Raw genomic sequence first — 15,389 nt, forward strand, 5'->3', positions numbered from 1 at the left:
GCGACCGATCCGGCGCCGAGCAAGCGTCCGGTACCGTCGAGAACGTCGAGAACGTCGCCCATTGGGGCGTCCTGGACGTGGTTCCTGGCCATCGCCGGCCCATTGTGATTCAATTTGTTTGGAGAGGGAGTCACGCGAGCACGGCGCGACAACGAATCCTTGGACGAGAGAGAAACGGATGGGCAAGCAGAGCGATATCGAGATTTTGGGCGTGGATGTGTCGACGCAGGACGTCCCGTTTCGGGCCCCGCTGAAGTTTGGTGGCCGCGTCGTCGATGGCTCGGAGAACATCAACGCCGAGGTGACCGTCCGAACCCGCTCCGGGAAGGAGGCGACCGGCTTCGGATCGATGCCCCTCGGGAACGTCTGGGCTTGGCCGAGCAAAAGTGTCGAGCCCGATCAAACCGCCGAGGCGATGAGAAGCATCGCGCAGCGCGTCGGCGCCGTCGCCAACGATCAGTCGGAGCTGGCTCACCCCCTCGACCACGGGATTGCCATTCAGAAAACGTTCCCGACGATCGGCAAGGAGATCGGGGCCGCGATGGGGATCGAGGAAGAAGTCCCCATGCTCGCGATCCTGGTGGCGGCGAGTTCGATCGATGCCGCGATCCACGACGCGTTCGGCAAGGCGAACGAAATCAATTCCTTCAACGGGCTCTCCGCGGAGTTCATGAACCACGACTTGTCGCACTACCTCTCCGAGGAGTTCGCTGGCGAGTACCTCGACCAGTACACGCTGCGGGAGCCGAAGGAGACAATGCCGCTCTATCATCTCGTTGGGGCGCTCGACCCGCTGACCGAGGCCGACATCGAGAAGCCGATCAAGGATGGGCGTCCCGAAACGCTCGGCGAGTGGATCGAAGCCGATGGGCTGACGCACTTGAAGATCAAGTTGTCGGGAGAGGACCTGCCGTGGGATGTCGATCGGGTCGTCGCGATCGATCGCATCGCGGAAGAGACGCAGGGGCGACTCGGACGCGAGCATTGGTTCTATTCGCTCGACTTCAACGAGAAGTGCGAAGGGGTTCACTACGTGCTGAACTTCCTCCAGCAGATCGAGCAACTCGCCCCTCGTGGACTCGAGCGGATTCAGTACATCGAGCAGCCGACCCACCGCGACCTGAAAAAGCACCCGATCCCGATGCACGAAGCGGCGAAGATCAAGCCGGTCGTGATCGACGAGTCGCTTCTGGACTTTGAGAGTCTCTTGCTGGCGCGGGAGATCGGTTACTCGGGAGTGGCGTTAAAGGCCTGCAAGGGGCACACCGAGTCGCTGCTCTTGGCGGCGGCGGCCCAGAAGTACGGGATGTTCCTCTGCGTGCAGGACCTGACATGTCCCGGTGCGTCGTTCCTTCACTCGGCGGAATTGGCCGCTCGCATCCCGACGGTGGCGGCGATCGAGGGAAATGGCCGGCAATACTGCCCGGCGGGCAATGCGGGGTGGAAGGAGCGGTTCCCGTCAATGTTCGAGATCGAGGATGGCACTGTCGGGACGTATGCCCTCGGTGGGGTTGGCTTGGGGCACTGAGCTTGGCTCATGGAGAGTTTGGGACGACTCGCCCGCGTTAGAACGATTTGACTTCGATGATCACGGAGTGGAGCAACTCGTTGATCTGACGCTTGAGATCGGCTCGGCGGTCGTTGGTGAGATAGACGCGCCGGGCGGTCTCGACGAAGTCCGCGCCGAAGTCGCCGTCAGACTCGAATCGGCGCAGTTTCTCTTCCAGACCCCACAGAATCGCGTTGATTTCATCCAATTCCGAACTCAGAACCTCCAAATCGTCGCGATTCTCGAACAGTTGGCAGTGAATTTGTTCCAAGAGTTCGAGTTCCCGCTCGACGTGGCCGCGTTGCTCGGCGCTGGTGATCCGGTCCCGCTTGAGCGAGAGAATGCTGATCTTGTCGATGAACTCGCCTGGGGAGACCGGCATGGGGACGGAGCGAACGGGGCGCCGCGCCGCGGCGGAGAAGGTCAGTTTCGGACGTCGTTCGTCATTCATAAAGGTTGTCGGGGGCGTGGTTTGCGGTGATCTGCCATTGGGAGGATGCATGGCGTTGTCCATCGGGCTTCGTTCCAGCGGCTCGGCGCAGTCCACCCCGGTGCGTTGGAGGGAGGATTGCGGTTCCCTATGGAGATGAAACCCCAGTGACGGGGGCTATTCTCCCGACGTCTTTCTGAACTGGAACGTATGGGTAATTCCGCTTCTCAGCAAATGAAAAAACGTTCACCTAAGCCTTTTGTTGTCCAAACGGTCTCCATCATCGCGACTTGGCTGCGTGAACCAGGACTCCTCGGGTGACCGAAAGCATGACCAAGCAAAGGATTACTTCCAGACGGTGATGAAGCAAGAAGAGTTCCGGCGTCTCGTGCGAGGCGAATCGAGGGGATGGCTCGCCAGCGCGACGAGGGGGGCGTTGTGGGTCCTCTCGTTGCCCTACGCTCTCGGTGTTTCGCTACGGAACCTCGCGTTCGATCGAGGCTGGCGCGAGGTCGTTCGCGCCCGACTGCCCGTCCTCAGCGTTGGCAATGTGACAGTTGGTGGGACGGGAAAGACCCCCATGGTCGAGTACTTCGCCAGCCAACTTCGCGAGAAGGGCTTGCGGGTTTGCCTACTTAGCCGAGGTTACGGAGTCAGTGATGGTCCCAATGATGAGGCCCTGGTGCTGGAGGAGAACCTTCCCGACGTTCCCCATCTTCAAGGTCGAAATCGGGCCCAGCTCGCCACCATCGCTGACGAGGAATTGGAAAGTCAGGTCCTGGTGCTCGACGACGGCTTTCAGCATCGTCGACTTGGCCGAGACGCGGACGTTGTCTTGATCGACGCCACTGATCCCTTTGGTGGGGGACGCCTGCTTCCCGCCGGGCTCCTGCGCGAGCCGTTCTCGTCCCTGGGGCGTGCCGATTTGGTGGTCTTGACGAGGCGAGACGCCATCGACGAGGACCAGCGTCGGTCAATCAAGCGTCGGTTGGGACGTTGGACCAAGGCTCCCTGGGCGGAGGTGTCGTTCGACCCGACCGCGCTGGTTGACGCCGAGGGAGCAGAGCGTCCGATCGCGGCGTTGGCGGGAAAACGCGTGGCGACCTTTTGTGGTCTGGGCAATCCCGAGGGGTTTCGGCGTACCGTCGCGTTGCTCGGTGGAGAGACGATCGACCACCGCGACTTTCCTGATCATCACCCCTACTCGCGCGACGACATCGAGTCGCTGCTCGCTTGGGTCGCGGAGGTTCGTCCCGAGTTGGTGCTGACGACGCAAAAGGATCTGGTGAAGGTTCGGCTCACGCTGCTGGGCTCGGTCCCCTTGGCCGCCGTGAAGATCGCCGCGCGGGTCGACGAGGGCGCCGAGGCGATCGACCACGTGCTCGCTCAAATCGCCGCGAAGGTTCCTCGAGAAGAGTGACATCGTTCTATCTCCTTGTTTACCAATGAGATGCGTCTTTCGTGTCCCGTGAAATCGGGGTTGCGGGATTCTGCCGGTCGGCTAAAGTGCCGCCCCCGACTCGTTGGGGCCGTTGAGTTCCCCGCCGTGGTGGGGGTCCGCCCAACTCGGGCGTGGGGGACTCCGCCCACTTCGGGGGCTCGGGACTTGGTCCAACTTGGCATCGTGAAGAGGCGAGCATGCCCTCCTCGTTGATTTCGATCGTGGAGAACTTGGGACGACCGAGGATTGCCGTGATCGGTGATCTGATCCTCGATCGGTACGTTTGGGGGGATGCCGAACGGATTAGCCAAGAGGCTCCCGTCATCTTGATGCGTGCCCACAAGCGCGAAGAGCGGCTGGGCGGTTCGGCGAGTGTCGCCGCGATGCTGGCGGAGCTTGGAGCGGACGTGGCGCTGGCGACGGTGGTCGGCGACGACGACGCCGGACGTCGCAGCCGCGAGCTACTGGTGGAACAGGGGATCGACGACGAGTTCGTCCTCGTCGATCCGAACCGGCCGACGACGCTCAAGGAACGCTACGTCGGCTTGGCTCAGCACCGTCACGCCCAGCAGATGATGCGGGTCGACTACGAGGTCCGCGATGACATCGAGGACGAACTTGTCGTCCGTCTCGCGTCGGCTCTCGAACTGAACCTGACCGACTACGATCTGGTGCTCATCAGCGACTACAACAAGGGGGTGTGCACCCCGCCTTTGAATCGCCGTGTCATCGAGGCATGCCGCGAGCAGGGTAAGCGGGTGCTCGTCGATCCGGTCCGTGGCGGGAACTACGTCACGCGCTACCGCGGCTGCACGACGATGACTCCCAACCGTCTGGAAGCGGGCTTGGCGACTGACCGCGAGATCGACGATCTCGAGAGCGCGGCGGACGCGGCCGATGAGTTGCGCCGCTCGCTGGACATGGAGGTCGGCATCGTCACGCTCGATCGTCAGGGCATGGTTCTCGTCGATCGCGAAGGCAATGCCCACCACCATCCGGTGCGTCCCCGGCAGATCTACGACATCACCGGTGCCGGCGACATGGTTCTGGCGGTGCTGGGGCTGGTCCTCGCCGCGGGGCACGACTACGCCGAGGCGATCGCGTTGGCGAACACCGCCGGCGGACTCGAGGTCGAACAGTTCGGTGTCGCGACGATCACCCGCGAGCAGATCATCGGCGACTTGATCGGCAACGTCTCCGGCAGGAGCAAGGTTGTCAGCCAGACGGCACTGTTGAAGGATCTGGAACAGGCACGCCAGTCGGGCCAGTCGATCGTCTTCACCAACGGATGCTTCGACATCCTGCACGCCGGTCACGTTCACTACCTCAAGGAAGCCAAGGCCCAAGGGGACTTGCTCGTCGTTGGGCTCAACTCCGACGCGAGCGTGCGGAGCCTCGGCAAGGCCCCCGACCGACCGATCAACGATCAAGCCAGCCGCGCGGCGGTCTTGTCGGCGCTCGAGTGCGTCGACTATGTCTGCCTGTTCGAGGAAGAGACACCCCTTGAGTTGATCGAGGCAGTTCGCCCCGGCGTACTCGTCAAAGGGGCCGACTACCGCTTGGACGAAGTCGTCGGTCGCGACGTCGTCGAATGCGAAGGGGGCCGTGTCCATCTCGCCGAGTTGGTACCCGGGCAGTCGACGACCTCGATGCTGTCGGTCATCCGAGGCAAGAAGGAGGCGGCGTAGACCAACGTCGCTCGCGACTCGGTGGGTCGCGCAACGCGAAGAGACATCGGCCGTGGGTCGGCCAGTGCTGATTTCGGTCTCGAGCATCGGCGCGTGGGACGTCCGATCGGGTCGGGACCATCTTCGGGAGCAAGCGTGAAGATCCTGGTCTTCTGCCCGAATTGGATCGGTGACGTGGTCATGGCCACGCCCACCCTTCGGTCACTGCACAACCATTTTCCGGATGCTCACCTCGCGGGAGTGATGCGTCCCTATGTCGCCGAGGTCCTCGCGGGGAATCCTCGCCTCGATGCGACCATCCTTTGTGATCGCCGGAGTTCCGACCTGACGCATCGTCCACTCGAGGTGACGCGTCGGCTTCGACGCGAGGGCTTCGACCTCGCGGTACTCCTGACCAACAGCTTTCGCAGCGCGCTGCTCGCCTGGCTCGGTGGGGCCAAACGCCGTGTCGGCTACGGTCGCGATGGCCGATGGTTCTTGCTGAACGATCGGATCTCGGCCGGCTCTCCCTTCGCCCGACGTCGCCCCTCGCCGGTGATCGACTACTACCTGCGGATCGCCGAGCACGTTGGGGCCCCGTCCGACGGCTACCAGATGGATCTCTACACGACCGAAGCCGACGAAGCGGCCGCCGACGATCTCTGGCGACGCCACGAATTGAGCGATCAAGAGGTCGTGGCGCTGAATCCCGGAGCGGCGTTCGGCCCCGCCAAACGCTGGCCTAGTCACTACTTCTCGGAACTGGCGCGTCGCCTGGTCGACGAACGGGGCGTCAAAGTCCTCGTCCTCTGTGGGCCCAAGGAGCGCGGCTTCGCTCGATTCATCACCGACGCGAGCTTCCGGCCTCGCCAAGTGCGCAGCCTCGCCGATGAGCCGGTCTCAATCGGGCTGACCAAGGCACTGATTCGGCGGAGCCGTCTACTCGTCTCGACCGATTCCGGCCCGAGGCACTTCGCGGCCGCGTTCGGCGTGCCGGTGGTCAGTCTCTTCGGACCGACGCACATCGAATGGACCGAGACCTACTTCGAGAAGGAGACGACGCTCCAGAAGAAGCTCTCCTGCGGTCCCTGTCAGCAGCGCGTCTGTCCGTTGGGGCATCATCGCTGCATGCAGGAACTCGCGGTCGAGGAGGTCTTCGTGGCGGCTCTCAAAAGACTCAACGAAGGGGATGCGTCGACAGCGGCCGCATGACGTGGTCTGTGAGTCGCATTGGTCCAGCACGACGTTCAAGTTGGTGGCGCCACGATGCTTGCCAGCCAGTGCCAAAGGGATAGGGTTGCACGAACACCAACGTCAGGTTGGAACAGAGCACTAGATAGGATTTGCTCCGATGGTAATCCGGACACCTCCGACTGATCGCGGTCAGCTCCATCAGTCCGATGTCCGCTCCCCGCTCACTTGGCCCCATGGGCATGTCTGTTTCGACGAAGGACGCCTCTGGGTTCACCCCGACTACGTGGAGACGTTTCAGCAGCGCGGTTGGACGACTCTCGAGGCGGTGATGCAAGCCGAGGATGTCACGGTCGTTCGCCGGGTAGGGCAACGCGACAACACCAGGCTCACCCTCGCCCGCGCCTCCGACGGCAAAGTCGTCCGCGCCTACATGAAGCGTCACGTAAGTCGTTGTTTTGGCGATTGGCTCTTCGGGATCGTCTCCGGACGTGGTTGGTCGCCGCCCGGGATCGCGGAAGCGGAATCGGTCGCGGCAGCGCGTCGGGCCGGTGTCGCGACGATGACCACGATCGCCGCCGGGTGCGAGATCAACGAACGCCCCTGGCAAGCGGCCTCCTTCTTTGTCAGCGAGGAGATCGACGGCGGCGTACCCGCGGACGACTTTTGGCGCGCCGAGTTCCCCTCAGACGCTGGCGGAGACAACGAACACGATCCACGCCGGGACGCGGTCATCGAGGCTCTCGCCCGCAGTGCTCGACGGCTTCATGGCGCGGGCATGTTTCACCGCGACTTCTACTGGTGTCACTTCTTCGTCCGTCAGCATCCGCACGAACCCGGGAAGTTCGCCGCTCACCTCATCGACTTGCAGCGCATCGTCCGCCGTCCGCTCCTCGCCGCTCGGTGGCGACTGAAGGACCTCGCTCAGTTCGTCTATTCGATTCCCGAGGGAGCTCTGAGCAACGACGAACGCCGCCGCTGGTTCGAGTACTATCGCGACATCGACAGGTGGTCCTGGTCGCATCGGCTCGAGTGGGCCGCCATTCGCGTCAGAGCCTGGTTCTACCGTGTGAAAGAGAGGCTCTAGTGAGAATCGCTCTGGTCATCGGTCGCTACAACGCGACGGGGGGAGGCGCGGAACGCTGGACCGATCGGCACGCCCGTTGGCTTCTCGCTCACGGGCATGACGTTCACCTCGTTTCCGGCGGCTTCTCCGGTCTGCCCGAAGGGGCGACGGCGCACGAGGTGACCGTGGCGCGTCGCTGCGCCAAGCCACGCCTCGCCTTCGCGGAGAAGGCCGAAGAGATTGTCCGCCGCGGTTCGTTTGATGTCGTCCACGACATGGGCGATGGTTGGACCTCGGACCTCTTCATGCCGCATCATGGGACGCGGCGCGGAGGCTTCGAACAGAACAGTTTACTCGTGCCACGCTGGCTACGGCCGACGCGCGGACTGGCTCGCCAACTCCTGCCCCGCTACCGCGAGTTTGACGAACTCGAGAGCCGGCAATACGAACCGGTCGCGGGACGGCTCTTCGTGGCCCTTTCGCACATGGTTCGCGAGCACATGATGGGCTACTACGGCGTCGCCGAGGAGCAGATTCGCATTGTTCCCAACGGCGTCGACCCGAACCGGTTCCATCCCGACGAGCATGGCGAGACGCGAGCGCGGATGCGTCGCGAACTCGCGGTCGAGGATGCGGTCGTCTACTTGTTGATCGCTCACAACTTTCGGCTCAAGGGTCTCGATCCGCTGCTCGAGGCGTTGGCCACCTTGCGGTCGCGGGGCCGTAGCGCCGTCGTCGTCGTGGTCGGCGCTGGCCGAGTGGCACCGTACCAACGGATGGCGGACCGGCTCGGCATTCTGGACGCGGTCCGATTCGCCGGTTCGCGCGATGACGCTCTTCCCTACTATCAGGCCGCCGACGTCTACGTGCAGCCGACGTACTACGACCCCTGTAGCTTGGTGGTGCTCGAGGCGCTCGCGTGTGGATTGCCCGTCGTCACGACGCGTCACAACGGCGCCGGCGAGTTGATGGAGCCGGGCGTGAGTGGGGCGGTCATCGAGACGCCGACCGATGTGAGGGGGCTCGCCGAGGCGATGGACTCTTTCCATGAGGAGGAGGTTCGCCGGGTCGCGAGTGTGGCCGCGCGGTGCAACGCGCTGGAGAACACGATCGATCACAACGCGGAACGGTTGCTGAGCCTGTATGGGGATGTCGCGGGCCGCCGAGCTTGTGCCTAGAGCACTGGTCCTCTAGTTCTTGGGGTGCGACTGGCTGCTCGTCGGCCAGTGCCAAAGGGTTCGGCCTAGCAGTCCGTAGTTTCTTCGCTGCCGGCTTGAATCAACGGACTGCTAGACCAACACAAACTTTACGTTGGAACAGTCCACGTGTGTTGTTCGCGAAGAGAGGCCCCCTCACCCCTAACCCCTCTCCCACGGGGAGAGGGGAACAAGAGGCTCACTCTCCCACGGGGAGAGGGGAATAAGAGGCTCACTCTCCCACGGGGAGACGGGAACAAGAGAATCTCTCCCACGGGGAGAGGGGAACAAGAGGCTCACTCTCCCACGGGGAGAGGGGAACAAGAGGCTCTCTCCCACGGGAGAGGGGAACAAGAGGCTAACTCTCCCACGGGGAGAGGGGAACAAGAGAATCTCTCCCACAGGGAGAGGGGAATAAGCGGCTCTCTCCCACGGGAGAGGGAATCCGGCGGCCTGGCCTGAAGTTGTCGGTGGACCAGTGCGCTAGAGACGTCGAATCGGGTCGCGTTCTTCCTGACTGGCCCAGATGTCGAGGTTCTGCCACTCGTGGGCCATCCGTTCGGCGAGGCGCTCGAGAGCGAAACGTTCGGTGGCGTAGTGGCCCGCAAGGACAAGGCTGACGCCATCGGCTTCCGCCGCGAGACAATCGTGAAACCGGGCCTCCCCAGTGAGGAAGGCATCGCAGCCGAGTCTGGTCGCGTCGGCGAGCATCTCGGCGGCGGCTCCGCACGCGACGGCCACTGTTTTTACCCGCTTCTCCGGCGCGCCGACGAAACGCATGTGGGGCGAGCCAAGAGTCTCCCCCACCAGGTGAACGAGTTCGTCGAGCCGCATCGCCGTCGGCAGGCTTCCCCAGCGTCCGGTGCCGACCTTCGTGTCGAACTCGCTGGGCGGTTTGTCCAGACGCATCGCCTGGGAATCGACGAGTTGGAGCCGCGCCGCGATTTGGGCGTTGATCCCTTCGAAGGCGCTGTCGAACGCGGTGTGCGGACTGTAGACCGCCGATCCGGCTCGGGCGAGCTGATAGACGGTGCCGTTGGGCCCATCGGCCACGAGACGCTTGGTGCCGCGAAAGAGAATCGGGTGATGGGCGACGACGAGATCGACACCTCGTCGAACGGCCTCGGCGGCCGAGGCGGGGGTGACCGTCAGACAGGTCATGATCCGTTCGACTTTCGCGATGCGGTCCCCTAACAAGAGACCGACATTGTCCCATTCTTCCGCGAGTGACGAGGGGAACCACTCATCCAGTTTCGACACGATGTCGCCGACTTTCATTCGATGAACCTCACGGGGAGAAGGTGCTCGGACGACGGGCTCGACTCGCGGGCCGACGAGTGGCCAACCACTTTGGCCTCTGGCGGACTACACTACTCGTTTCGGCATCGATCGTCTCGGGAGGTTTGCCCGCGGAGACCTTGGATGGCGGAACCACACGCATGGCATGAGTATCGCTGGGTTGGCATGAGAGTCGCTGAATCGCCAGCTTGGGAGCGGGTGGTCTTGGGAGTGGCTGCCAGACCAAGAGTGCCGGAGTCAAGCGGTTAGTCAGAAGGACGACTGTTGGAATCGACGCTTACCCTGAGTCTCGGACTGATTTTCGCCGCCGGGATGATCGCGAAGTGGCTGTCGAGCCGCTTTCACATTCCGAAGGTGACACTCTATTTGTTGGCAGGCTTCCTGCTCGGGCCGCCGCTACTTGGTTGGATCCCGAAGGATGACCTCAAGTCGCTGCTGCCCGCGGTGAAGCTCGCCTTGGGGCTGGTGCTGTTCGATCTTGGCAGTCGCTTTGTCCTGCACGATGTCCGCATGATTTTTCGGCATGCTTGGCGTCTGAGCGCGCTGGAGCTGGCGGCGACCTTTGGACTGGTTTTTCTCGGGACGACGCTCTTCGTCGACGACATCACCGTCGCGCTGCTGCTGGGCGGTCTCGCGATGACCACGGCACCGGCGACGACGATCCTCGTGCTCAATGAACTCGATTCCGACGGTCCGATCACCAACTACACCTACGCGCTGGTCGCGATCAACAACACGGTGTCGGTGCTCTTTTTTGAGTTCCTGTTCCTTGGCGTGGAACTCTTTGGGGAAGGGGGCCCCGCGCCGCTCAGCGTCTCGGAGCAGGTCATTCGGCTCTTCCTCGATCTCGGCGGGTCGATCCTGCTCGGTTTCGTGGCGGGCATGACGATCAGCCTCTTGATGGAGTGGCTCGACGAGCATCAGCGAATGATCGCGCTGTTCGCATTGATCGCCCTACCACTTGGCGTCTGCGAGTACTTCGGCATCCCCTATTTGCTCACCTTCCTGGCGGCGGGCGTGACGGTCGCGAACTCCTCCCCCTTCGTGCGGGAGATTGTCGCCCAACTGGAGAAGGTCGGCGTCCTGATCTACGTCGCCTTCTTTGTGACGGCGGGGGCGAAGCTCCATCTCGACGGACTCTGGACCGCCGGCATGGTCGGCGTGGCGTACATCGTCTGTCGCTCGGCCGGCAAGTACTTCGGGCTTCGCTTTGCGGCCGCGTCACAGGGAGAGCCGCCGCCGGTCTATCGTTGGCTTGGCGTGGTCATGCTCTGTCAGGGATCCGCCGCGATCGCGTTGACCCAACTCATCGTCGAGCGCGACGCGGAACTGGGAGCCACGATCGAGGTCGTCGTCCTCGGGGCGGTCGCCTTCTTCGAGCTCGCGGGACCAATCGCGGCTCGGTCGGCGCTCGTTCGCGGCGGCGAGGTCCCCCTCATTCACGTGGTCCATCCCCATGGGCCCTCGTGGCGCGACCGCCTCTTCACGATCCTCGATCAGCTCCAACTATCGTTTGGGCGAAGCCCCGAGCGTTTGCGAAAACAGGGGGATGTCACCGTCGAGCATCTGATGCGGCGCAACGTCCGAGCGGTGTCGAGCACGGCGAGTTTTCTGGACCTGATGCACTTCATTGAGGAGAGCCGCTACGACACCTACCCCGTCGTCGGCCCCGAGCAGGACCTCGTCGGGGTGATTCGTTACCCGAGCATTCGTTCGGCGATCTTCGATCCGGAGATGGCCCATCTGGTCATCGCGGCCGACCTCGCGGTTCCCACTCGGACGGTGCTGCGGCCCTCGCAGCCGATCAAGGAAGCTCTGGCTCTCTTCGAACGGGGCTTTTGGGATGTGATCCCCGTGGTGAGCGAGGAGAGCCCCGGTCAACTCGTCGGACTGGTCGAGCGTCGCGACGTCATCCGGGTGGCGCGCGATCGATATACCCGAAGCGCGAGCAAGTCGCTCGACCTGCGTCACGAGACGTAGTGGCGCTGTCGGCGTTGGGCCGCCGACTTCACCGACGCGACAGGGTTGGGGGAGATCCGCTGGCATTCCTCTTGCCCGGTCGCTTCTTTTCTAGAATGCTCAAGGTCCCGACCGGTCGTCATCAATGGACGCGTCGGGCCGACAACGAGGGAGCCGCGAGTGCTCCGGAGGTTCAACGAGGAACGGATGTTCAAGTCACTCTATCTCGGTCGTCCCTTTGGAATCCGGACGTTTGTGCATTGGAGTTTCTGGATTCTGCTGGCGTTCGTCGCGTTCATCAACATGAAGGCCGGGCTGGCGGCGATTCTCCTGACGATCCTGATGATCATCGCGGTGTTCGGGTGCGTGCTGCTGCACGAGTTCGGCCATGCGTTGACGGCGCGGCGTTTCGGCATCAACACGCACGACATCGTCCTCTATCCGATCGGCGGCATCGCCAGGCTCGAGCGGATGCCCGAGCAACCGAGCAAGGAGTTCCTCATCGCGATCGCCGGACCGGCGGTCAACTTCGTGATCGCCTTTCTCCTTTGGATGATCGACGGCTTCGACACCCACGTCTCCAACGAGCACATGCAACTCATGGCGATCGAGAAGGAGTTCATCGAGGAACTTCTGCTGATCAACTTGGTGCTGGGCATCTTCAACTTGCTTCCCGCGTTTCCGATGGATGGGGGGCGCGTGCTTCGATCGCTTCTCGCCACGCGGCTCTCCTACCTGCGGGCGACGGAGATCGCGACCTTCATCGGGATGATCTTGGCGGGAGGGATGGTCCTGCTCGGCTTCCTCACTGGGAACCCGATCCTATTTCTGATCGCGGTCTTCGTCTGGATGGCGGGGGGAGCCGAACTGGCCTACGTTCGCCATCGACACGGCACCCGTGTTCGCACGCCCTTCGATCAGGGAGGCGATGGCCCGACGATCGACGTCTAATGAGAAAGCGTCTGTTCGGGGCGTGAGATGACGCGCGGGCCGCGTCGCCGAGTTCTCGGAACAAGAGTGATGGCGCGCATGTTCGCGCGAGCGTGAACCCACCTGGTTTCCCAAGCGAGTGGTGAGCATTGAACCCTGACTTGCCACTAGCTGGCAAGCAGCCAAGGGGCGCGCGAACGGGTTGGTGACGAACGTCGTTAGCGGGCGGTGGGGACACTGACGCCGAAGGAACTGTTCTCTTTCTGGACGATCGCGTCGGTGCCGGTCGCCGCGGAGGACGCCCTGATGTCGTACTCCATGTTCTTGAAGTAGCAGTTCCTGATCGTGACCTTGCTCCAGTCGGTCCCGCCGGCGGTGAGGTGAATCCCGATCCGTCCCATCAAGTTGCGATTGCGTTGGTCGAAGGTGATGTCGTCGAAGACGACGTCGCGGACCTTCTGGCCGACGACCACGCCGAAGCGGTAGTTGTTGTCGATCGAGGAGTTCTTGATCGTCAGGTATTCGGTCGGTGCCGCGCCGCTACCGGAGAAGACGATCCCCTTGGCTTCGTCTCCGTTGGCCTCGATGGTGATGTTTTCGAGGATGGCGAGGTTGTTCGGTCGCCCACGGGCACTACTGATGCGAATCGCCGTCCCGGCGAAGTTGCGGATCGTCACGTTGCGAATGCGCAGGCCTTGTACCGATCCTTTGACCTCGAGGACCGGTCCTTCGATTCCTCCGCCGTCGAGGATGACGTTCTCGAGCGTCACGTCCTCGGCGTTGTTGATGACGACGACGGGGTTCTTCGAGCCGAAGCCCGATCGACAGCCGAGTGTGACCGGGCTGCCGGCGGAAGTGATCGTCAAGCCCTTGATGTTCTCGGCGAACTCGCGCGTCAATTGGAGCTGGTCGTCCATGTTGCCGCCTCCCTGGAGGCGGATCAGCGTGTTCGGCTTGGTGATGTCGGCGATGAGCCAGGGGAGTTCCTGGATCTTGTCGGAGGCCGCGACGAGCACTTCCGAGGGCTCGACCTTCGGTTTGCCGGAAGGGTCGTCCTTGGTTGCGTCGGTCACGACGGGCTGATCCGGTTCGGTCGAACCCGAGGGGAGCAGGAAGAAGACCCCGACGACGACCAGCGCCAGGACCAACGCGACTCCCGATCCAATCAAGACGATCGGCCGCTTCCACATCGGTGTGGCCGGCATTGCCAACGCGGAGGATTCGGTATCCGAGGCGTCCATGGGACGCAGGGTGCTCGGCGACCCCGAGAGGCCCGAATTGCTGGGAGCGTTGGCGATCTGGTCGACGGAGCGGCCCGATTGCGAGCCCCCACGCAGTTTCATGCTGTCGTCGCTGATCGCTTCGAGCAGTTGATCGGCGCTTCCCTCTTCCGCGTCGGAGGAGAAGAGCGTTTGGACGTCGGCTTCGGTCTTCGCGTGCGCCGGATCGGCCACGCCGGTCGACGCGGCGGGACGCTCGGAGGCGCTCCACGCGTACGATCCGCCCTCGTCGTCGGCCGATGCGGTCGCGACGCCCGCCGAAGGGCGGGCCACGGGAACATCGTCGAAACTACTGTCGTCTCCTCGAGAACCGAAGTTGGGCAAATGGGGGCGAAGGGCCTCGATCACATCCTGCGGCGTTTGGTAGCGATCGGCCGCCTTCTTGGACATCATGCGGTTGAAGACTTCGACCAGCGGATCGGGAAGATCGGGCACCAGTTCCTTGATCGGGCGCGGATCCTTGCTCTGATGCCATAGGAGCTTCTGGGCGATGGTCCCATCGGGAAACGGGGGCTGGCCGGTCAACATGAAATAGTAGGTGCCGGCAAGACTGTAGATGTCGGCGCGGATGTCGACGTTGTGACTGTCGAGGGCCTGCTCCGGAGCGAGATAGTCGGCGGTCCCAAGGACATTCTCGTCGAAGGCTCGCGTGATCGAGTCCTTGTCCTTCTCTTCGAAGAAGACGGCCAGGCCGAGGTCGAGCAGCTTGACCGAACCCTGGGAGTCGACGAGCAGGTTGCCCGGTTTGATGTCGCGATGGACGAGCCCCGCCTCGTGGGCGTGCTGCAGTCCCGCGCATGACTGACAGATGTACTCGGTCGCCTTTTCCCAACCGATGGGGCCGTCGTTGCGGATGATCTCTTGGACGCTGTAGCCGGCGACGAACTCCATGACGATGTAGTGGAGCCCGGCATCCTCATCGATGTCGTAGGCCTGGACGATATTGGGATGGTTGAGGGCCGCGACGGCCCGAGCTTCGCGTTGGAAGCGAAGGATCGCCGACTTGTCCTCCCCCTTGGTCTTGGGCAGAACTTTCAGCGCCACTTGACGGCGCATGATGGTGTGTTCGGCGAGGTAGACCCGGCCCATGCCGCCGGAACCGATGAGATTGAGGATCTTGTACTTGCCGACGAAGAATCCCTTGTGACGACCGGCGAGAAGCTGGTCGGCCTGGAACTTCGTGACCGTCCCGTCCTTGACGAGTTCGGCCATGATTTCCGGAGGTTTCTTGTCCGTTTTGGTGAGTCGTTCTCGAACTTGACGAAGCGACTGGGCATCGAGCAGACGGCTCCGCTCGAGCAAGGGGATCAGATCGCTAGCGTTCTTTGGCGCCGGCATGGGCAACTCGCAAGTACAAGACTGTTCTTTGGCAGTCTATCTC

11 protein-coding genes are annotated in these 15,389 nt (G+C 62.9%); 8 read left to right on the forward strand and 3 right to left on the reverse strand.

From position 1 onward, the window contains the following. Positions 1-178: 178 nt before the first annotated feature. Positions 179-1,528, forward strand: coding sequence for an enolase C-terminal domain-like protein (locus Pan216_RS03170; RefSeq protein WP_145254706.1), 1,350 nt, complete (start codon positions 179-181; stop codon positions 1,526-1,528). Positions 1,529-1,565: 37 nt separating this feature from the next. Here the strand turns inward: Pan216_RS03170 and Pan216_RS03175 are convergent, their stop codons facing one another. After that, positions 1,566-2,063: a DUF6165 family protein gene (locus Pan216_RS03175; protein ID WP_419193204.1), complete on the reverse strand. Its 498-nt coding sequence runs from the start codon at positions 2,061-2,063 to the stop codon at positions 1,566-1,568. Positions 2,064-2,340: 277 nt separating this feature from the next. On the opposite strand from Pan216_RS03175, the gene lpxK reads away from it, so the two are divergent. The 5 genes from lpxK (at position 2,341) to Pan216_RS03200 (ending at position 8,522) form a co-directional block, all read left to right on the forward strand. Then, positions 2,341-3,399 carry a tetraacyldisaccharide 4'-kinase gene (gene lpxK / locus Pan216_RS03180; RefSeq protein ID WP_419193648.1) on the forward strand — a complete coding sequence of 353 codons (1,059 nt, stop codon included), beginning with the start codon at positions 2,341-2,343 and terminating at the stop codon, positions 3,397-3,399. Between the two features lie 218 nt (positions 3,400-3,617). Further along, positions 3,618-5,108, forward strand: coding sequence for a D-glycero-beta-D-manno-heptose 1-phosphate adenylyltransferase (gene rfaE2 / locus Pan216_RS03185; RefSeq protein WP_145254712.1), 1,491 nt, complete (start codon positions 3,618-3,620; stop codon positions 5,106-5,108). Between the two features lie 135 nt (positions 5,109-5,243). Further along, positions 5,244-6,299 carry a lipopolysaccharide heptosyltransferase II gene (gene waaF / locus Pan216_RS03190; RefSeq protein WP_145254715.1) on the forward strand — a complete coding sequence of 352 codons (1,056 nt, stop codon included), beginning with the start codon at positions 5,244-5,246 and terminating at the stop codon, positions 6,297-6,299. A gap of 139 nt (positions 6,300-6,438) precedes the next feature. Further along, positions 6,439-7,365: a lipopolysaccharide kinase InaA family protein gene (locus tag Pan216_RS03195; protein WP_145254719.1), complete on the forward strand. Its 927-nt coding sequence runs from the start codon at positions 6,439-6,441 to the stop codon at positions 7,363-7,365. Next, on the forward strand, positions 7,365-8,522 hold the full coding sequence (locus Pan216_RS03200; protein WP_419193205.1) for a glycosyltransferase family 4 protein: 1,158 nt from the start codon (positions 7,365-7,367) through the stop codon (positions 8,520-8,522). Before Pan216_RS03195 ends, Pan216_RS03200 begins: the two co-directional genes overlap by 1 nt. A 501-nt stretch (positions 8,523-9,023) precedes the next feature. On the opposite strand, the gene Pan216_RS03205 is transcribed toward Pan216_RS03200, so the two are convergent. Then, entirely contained in the window at positions 9,024-9,818 is a 795-nt protein-coding gene (locus tag Pan216_RS03205) for a Nif3-like dinuclear metal center hexameric protein (RefSeq protein WP_145254725.1), read from the reverse strand. A 285-nt stretch (positions 9,819-10,103) separates the two neighbouring features. On the opposite strand from Pan216_RS03205, the gene Pan216_RS03210 reads away from it, so the two are divergent. Both Pan216_RS03210 and Pan216_RS03215 read left to right on the forward strand, forming a co-directional pair. After that, on the forward strand, positions 10,104-11,819 hold the full coding sequence (locus tag Pan216_RS03210) for a cation:proton antiporter domain-containing protein (protein ID WP_145254728.1): 1,716 nt from the start codon (positions 10,104-10,106) through the stop codon (positions 11,817-11,819). A gap of 186 nt (positions 11,820-12,005) precedes the next feature. Next, entirely contained in the window at positions 12,006-12,749 is a 744-nt protein-coding gene (locus Pan216_RS03215) for a site-2 protease family protein (RefSeq protein ID WP_145254731.1), read from the forward strand. Between the two features lie 197 nt (positions 12,750-12,946). Here Pan216_RS03215 and Pan216_RS03220 read toward each other — a convergent pair whose 3' ends face one another. Further along, on the reverse strand, positions 12,947-15,346 hold the full coding sequence (locus Pan216_RS03220) for a protein kinase domain-containing protein (protein ID WP_145254734.1): 2,400 nt from the start codon (positions 15,344-15,346) through the stop codon (positions 12,947-12,949). Between the last annotated feature and the right edge of the window lie 43 nt (positions 15,347-15,389).

Origin of the sequence: Kolteria novifilia (genome assembly GCA_007748055.1) — a bacterium.
In the GTDB taxonomy this organism is placed as follows: Bacteria; Planctomycetota; Planctomycetia; order Kolteriales; family Kolteriaceae; genus Kolteria; species Kolteria novifilia.

Excerpts from the sequence above, each read along its gene's own strand:
- Pan216_RS03170 (WP_145254706.1), top strand. The coding sequence starts at position 179 with ATGGGCAAGCAGAGCGATATCGAGATTTTGGGCGTGGATGTGTCGACG.
- Pan216_RS03175 (WP_419193204.1), bottom strand. The coding sequence starts at position 2,063 with ATGGACAACGCCATGCATCCTCCCAATGGCAGATCACCGCAAACCACG.
- lpxK (WP_419193648.1), top strand. The coding sequence starts at position 2,341 with ATGAAGCAAGAAGAGTTCCGGCGTCTCGTGCGAGGCGAATCGAGGGGA.
- rfaE2 (WP_145254712.1), top strand. The coding sequence starts at position 3,618 with ATGCCCTCCTCGTTGATTTCGATCGTGGAGAACTTGGGACGACCGAGG.
- Pan216_RS03195 (WP_145254719.1), top strand. The coding sequence starts at position 6,439 with ATGGTAATCCGGACACCTCCGACTGATCGCGGTCAGCTCCATCAGTCC.
- Pan216_RS03205 (WP_145254725.1), bottom strand. The coding sequence starts at position 9,818 with ATGAAAGTCGGCGACATCGTGTCGAAACTGGATGAGTGGTTCCCCTCG.
- Pan216_RS03215 (WP_145254731.1), top strand. The coding sequence starts at position 12,006 with ATGTTCAAGTCACTCTATCTCGGTCGTCCCTTTGGAATCCGGACGTTT.
- Pan216_RS03220 (WP_145254734.1), bottom strand. The coding sequence starts at position 15,346 with ATGCCGGCGCCAAAGAACGCTAGCGATCTGATCCCCTTGCTCGAGCGG.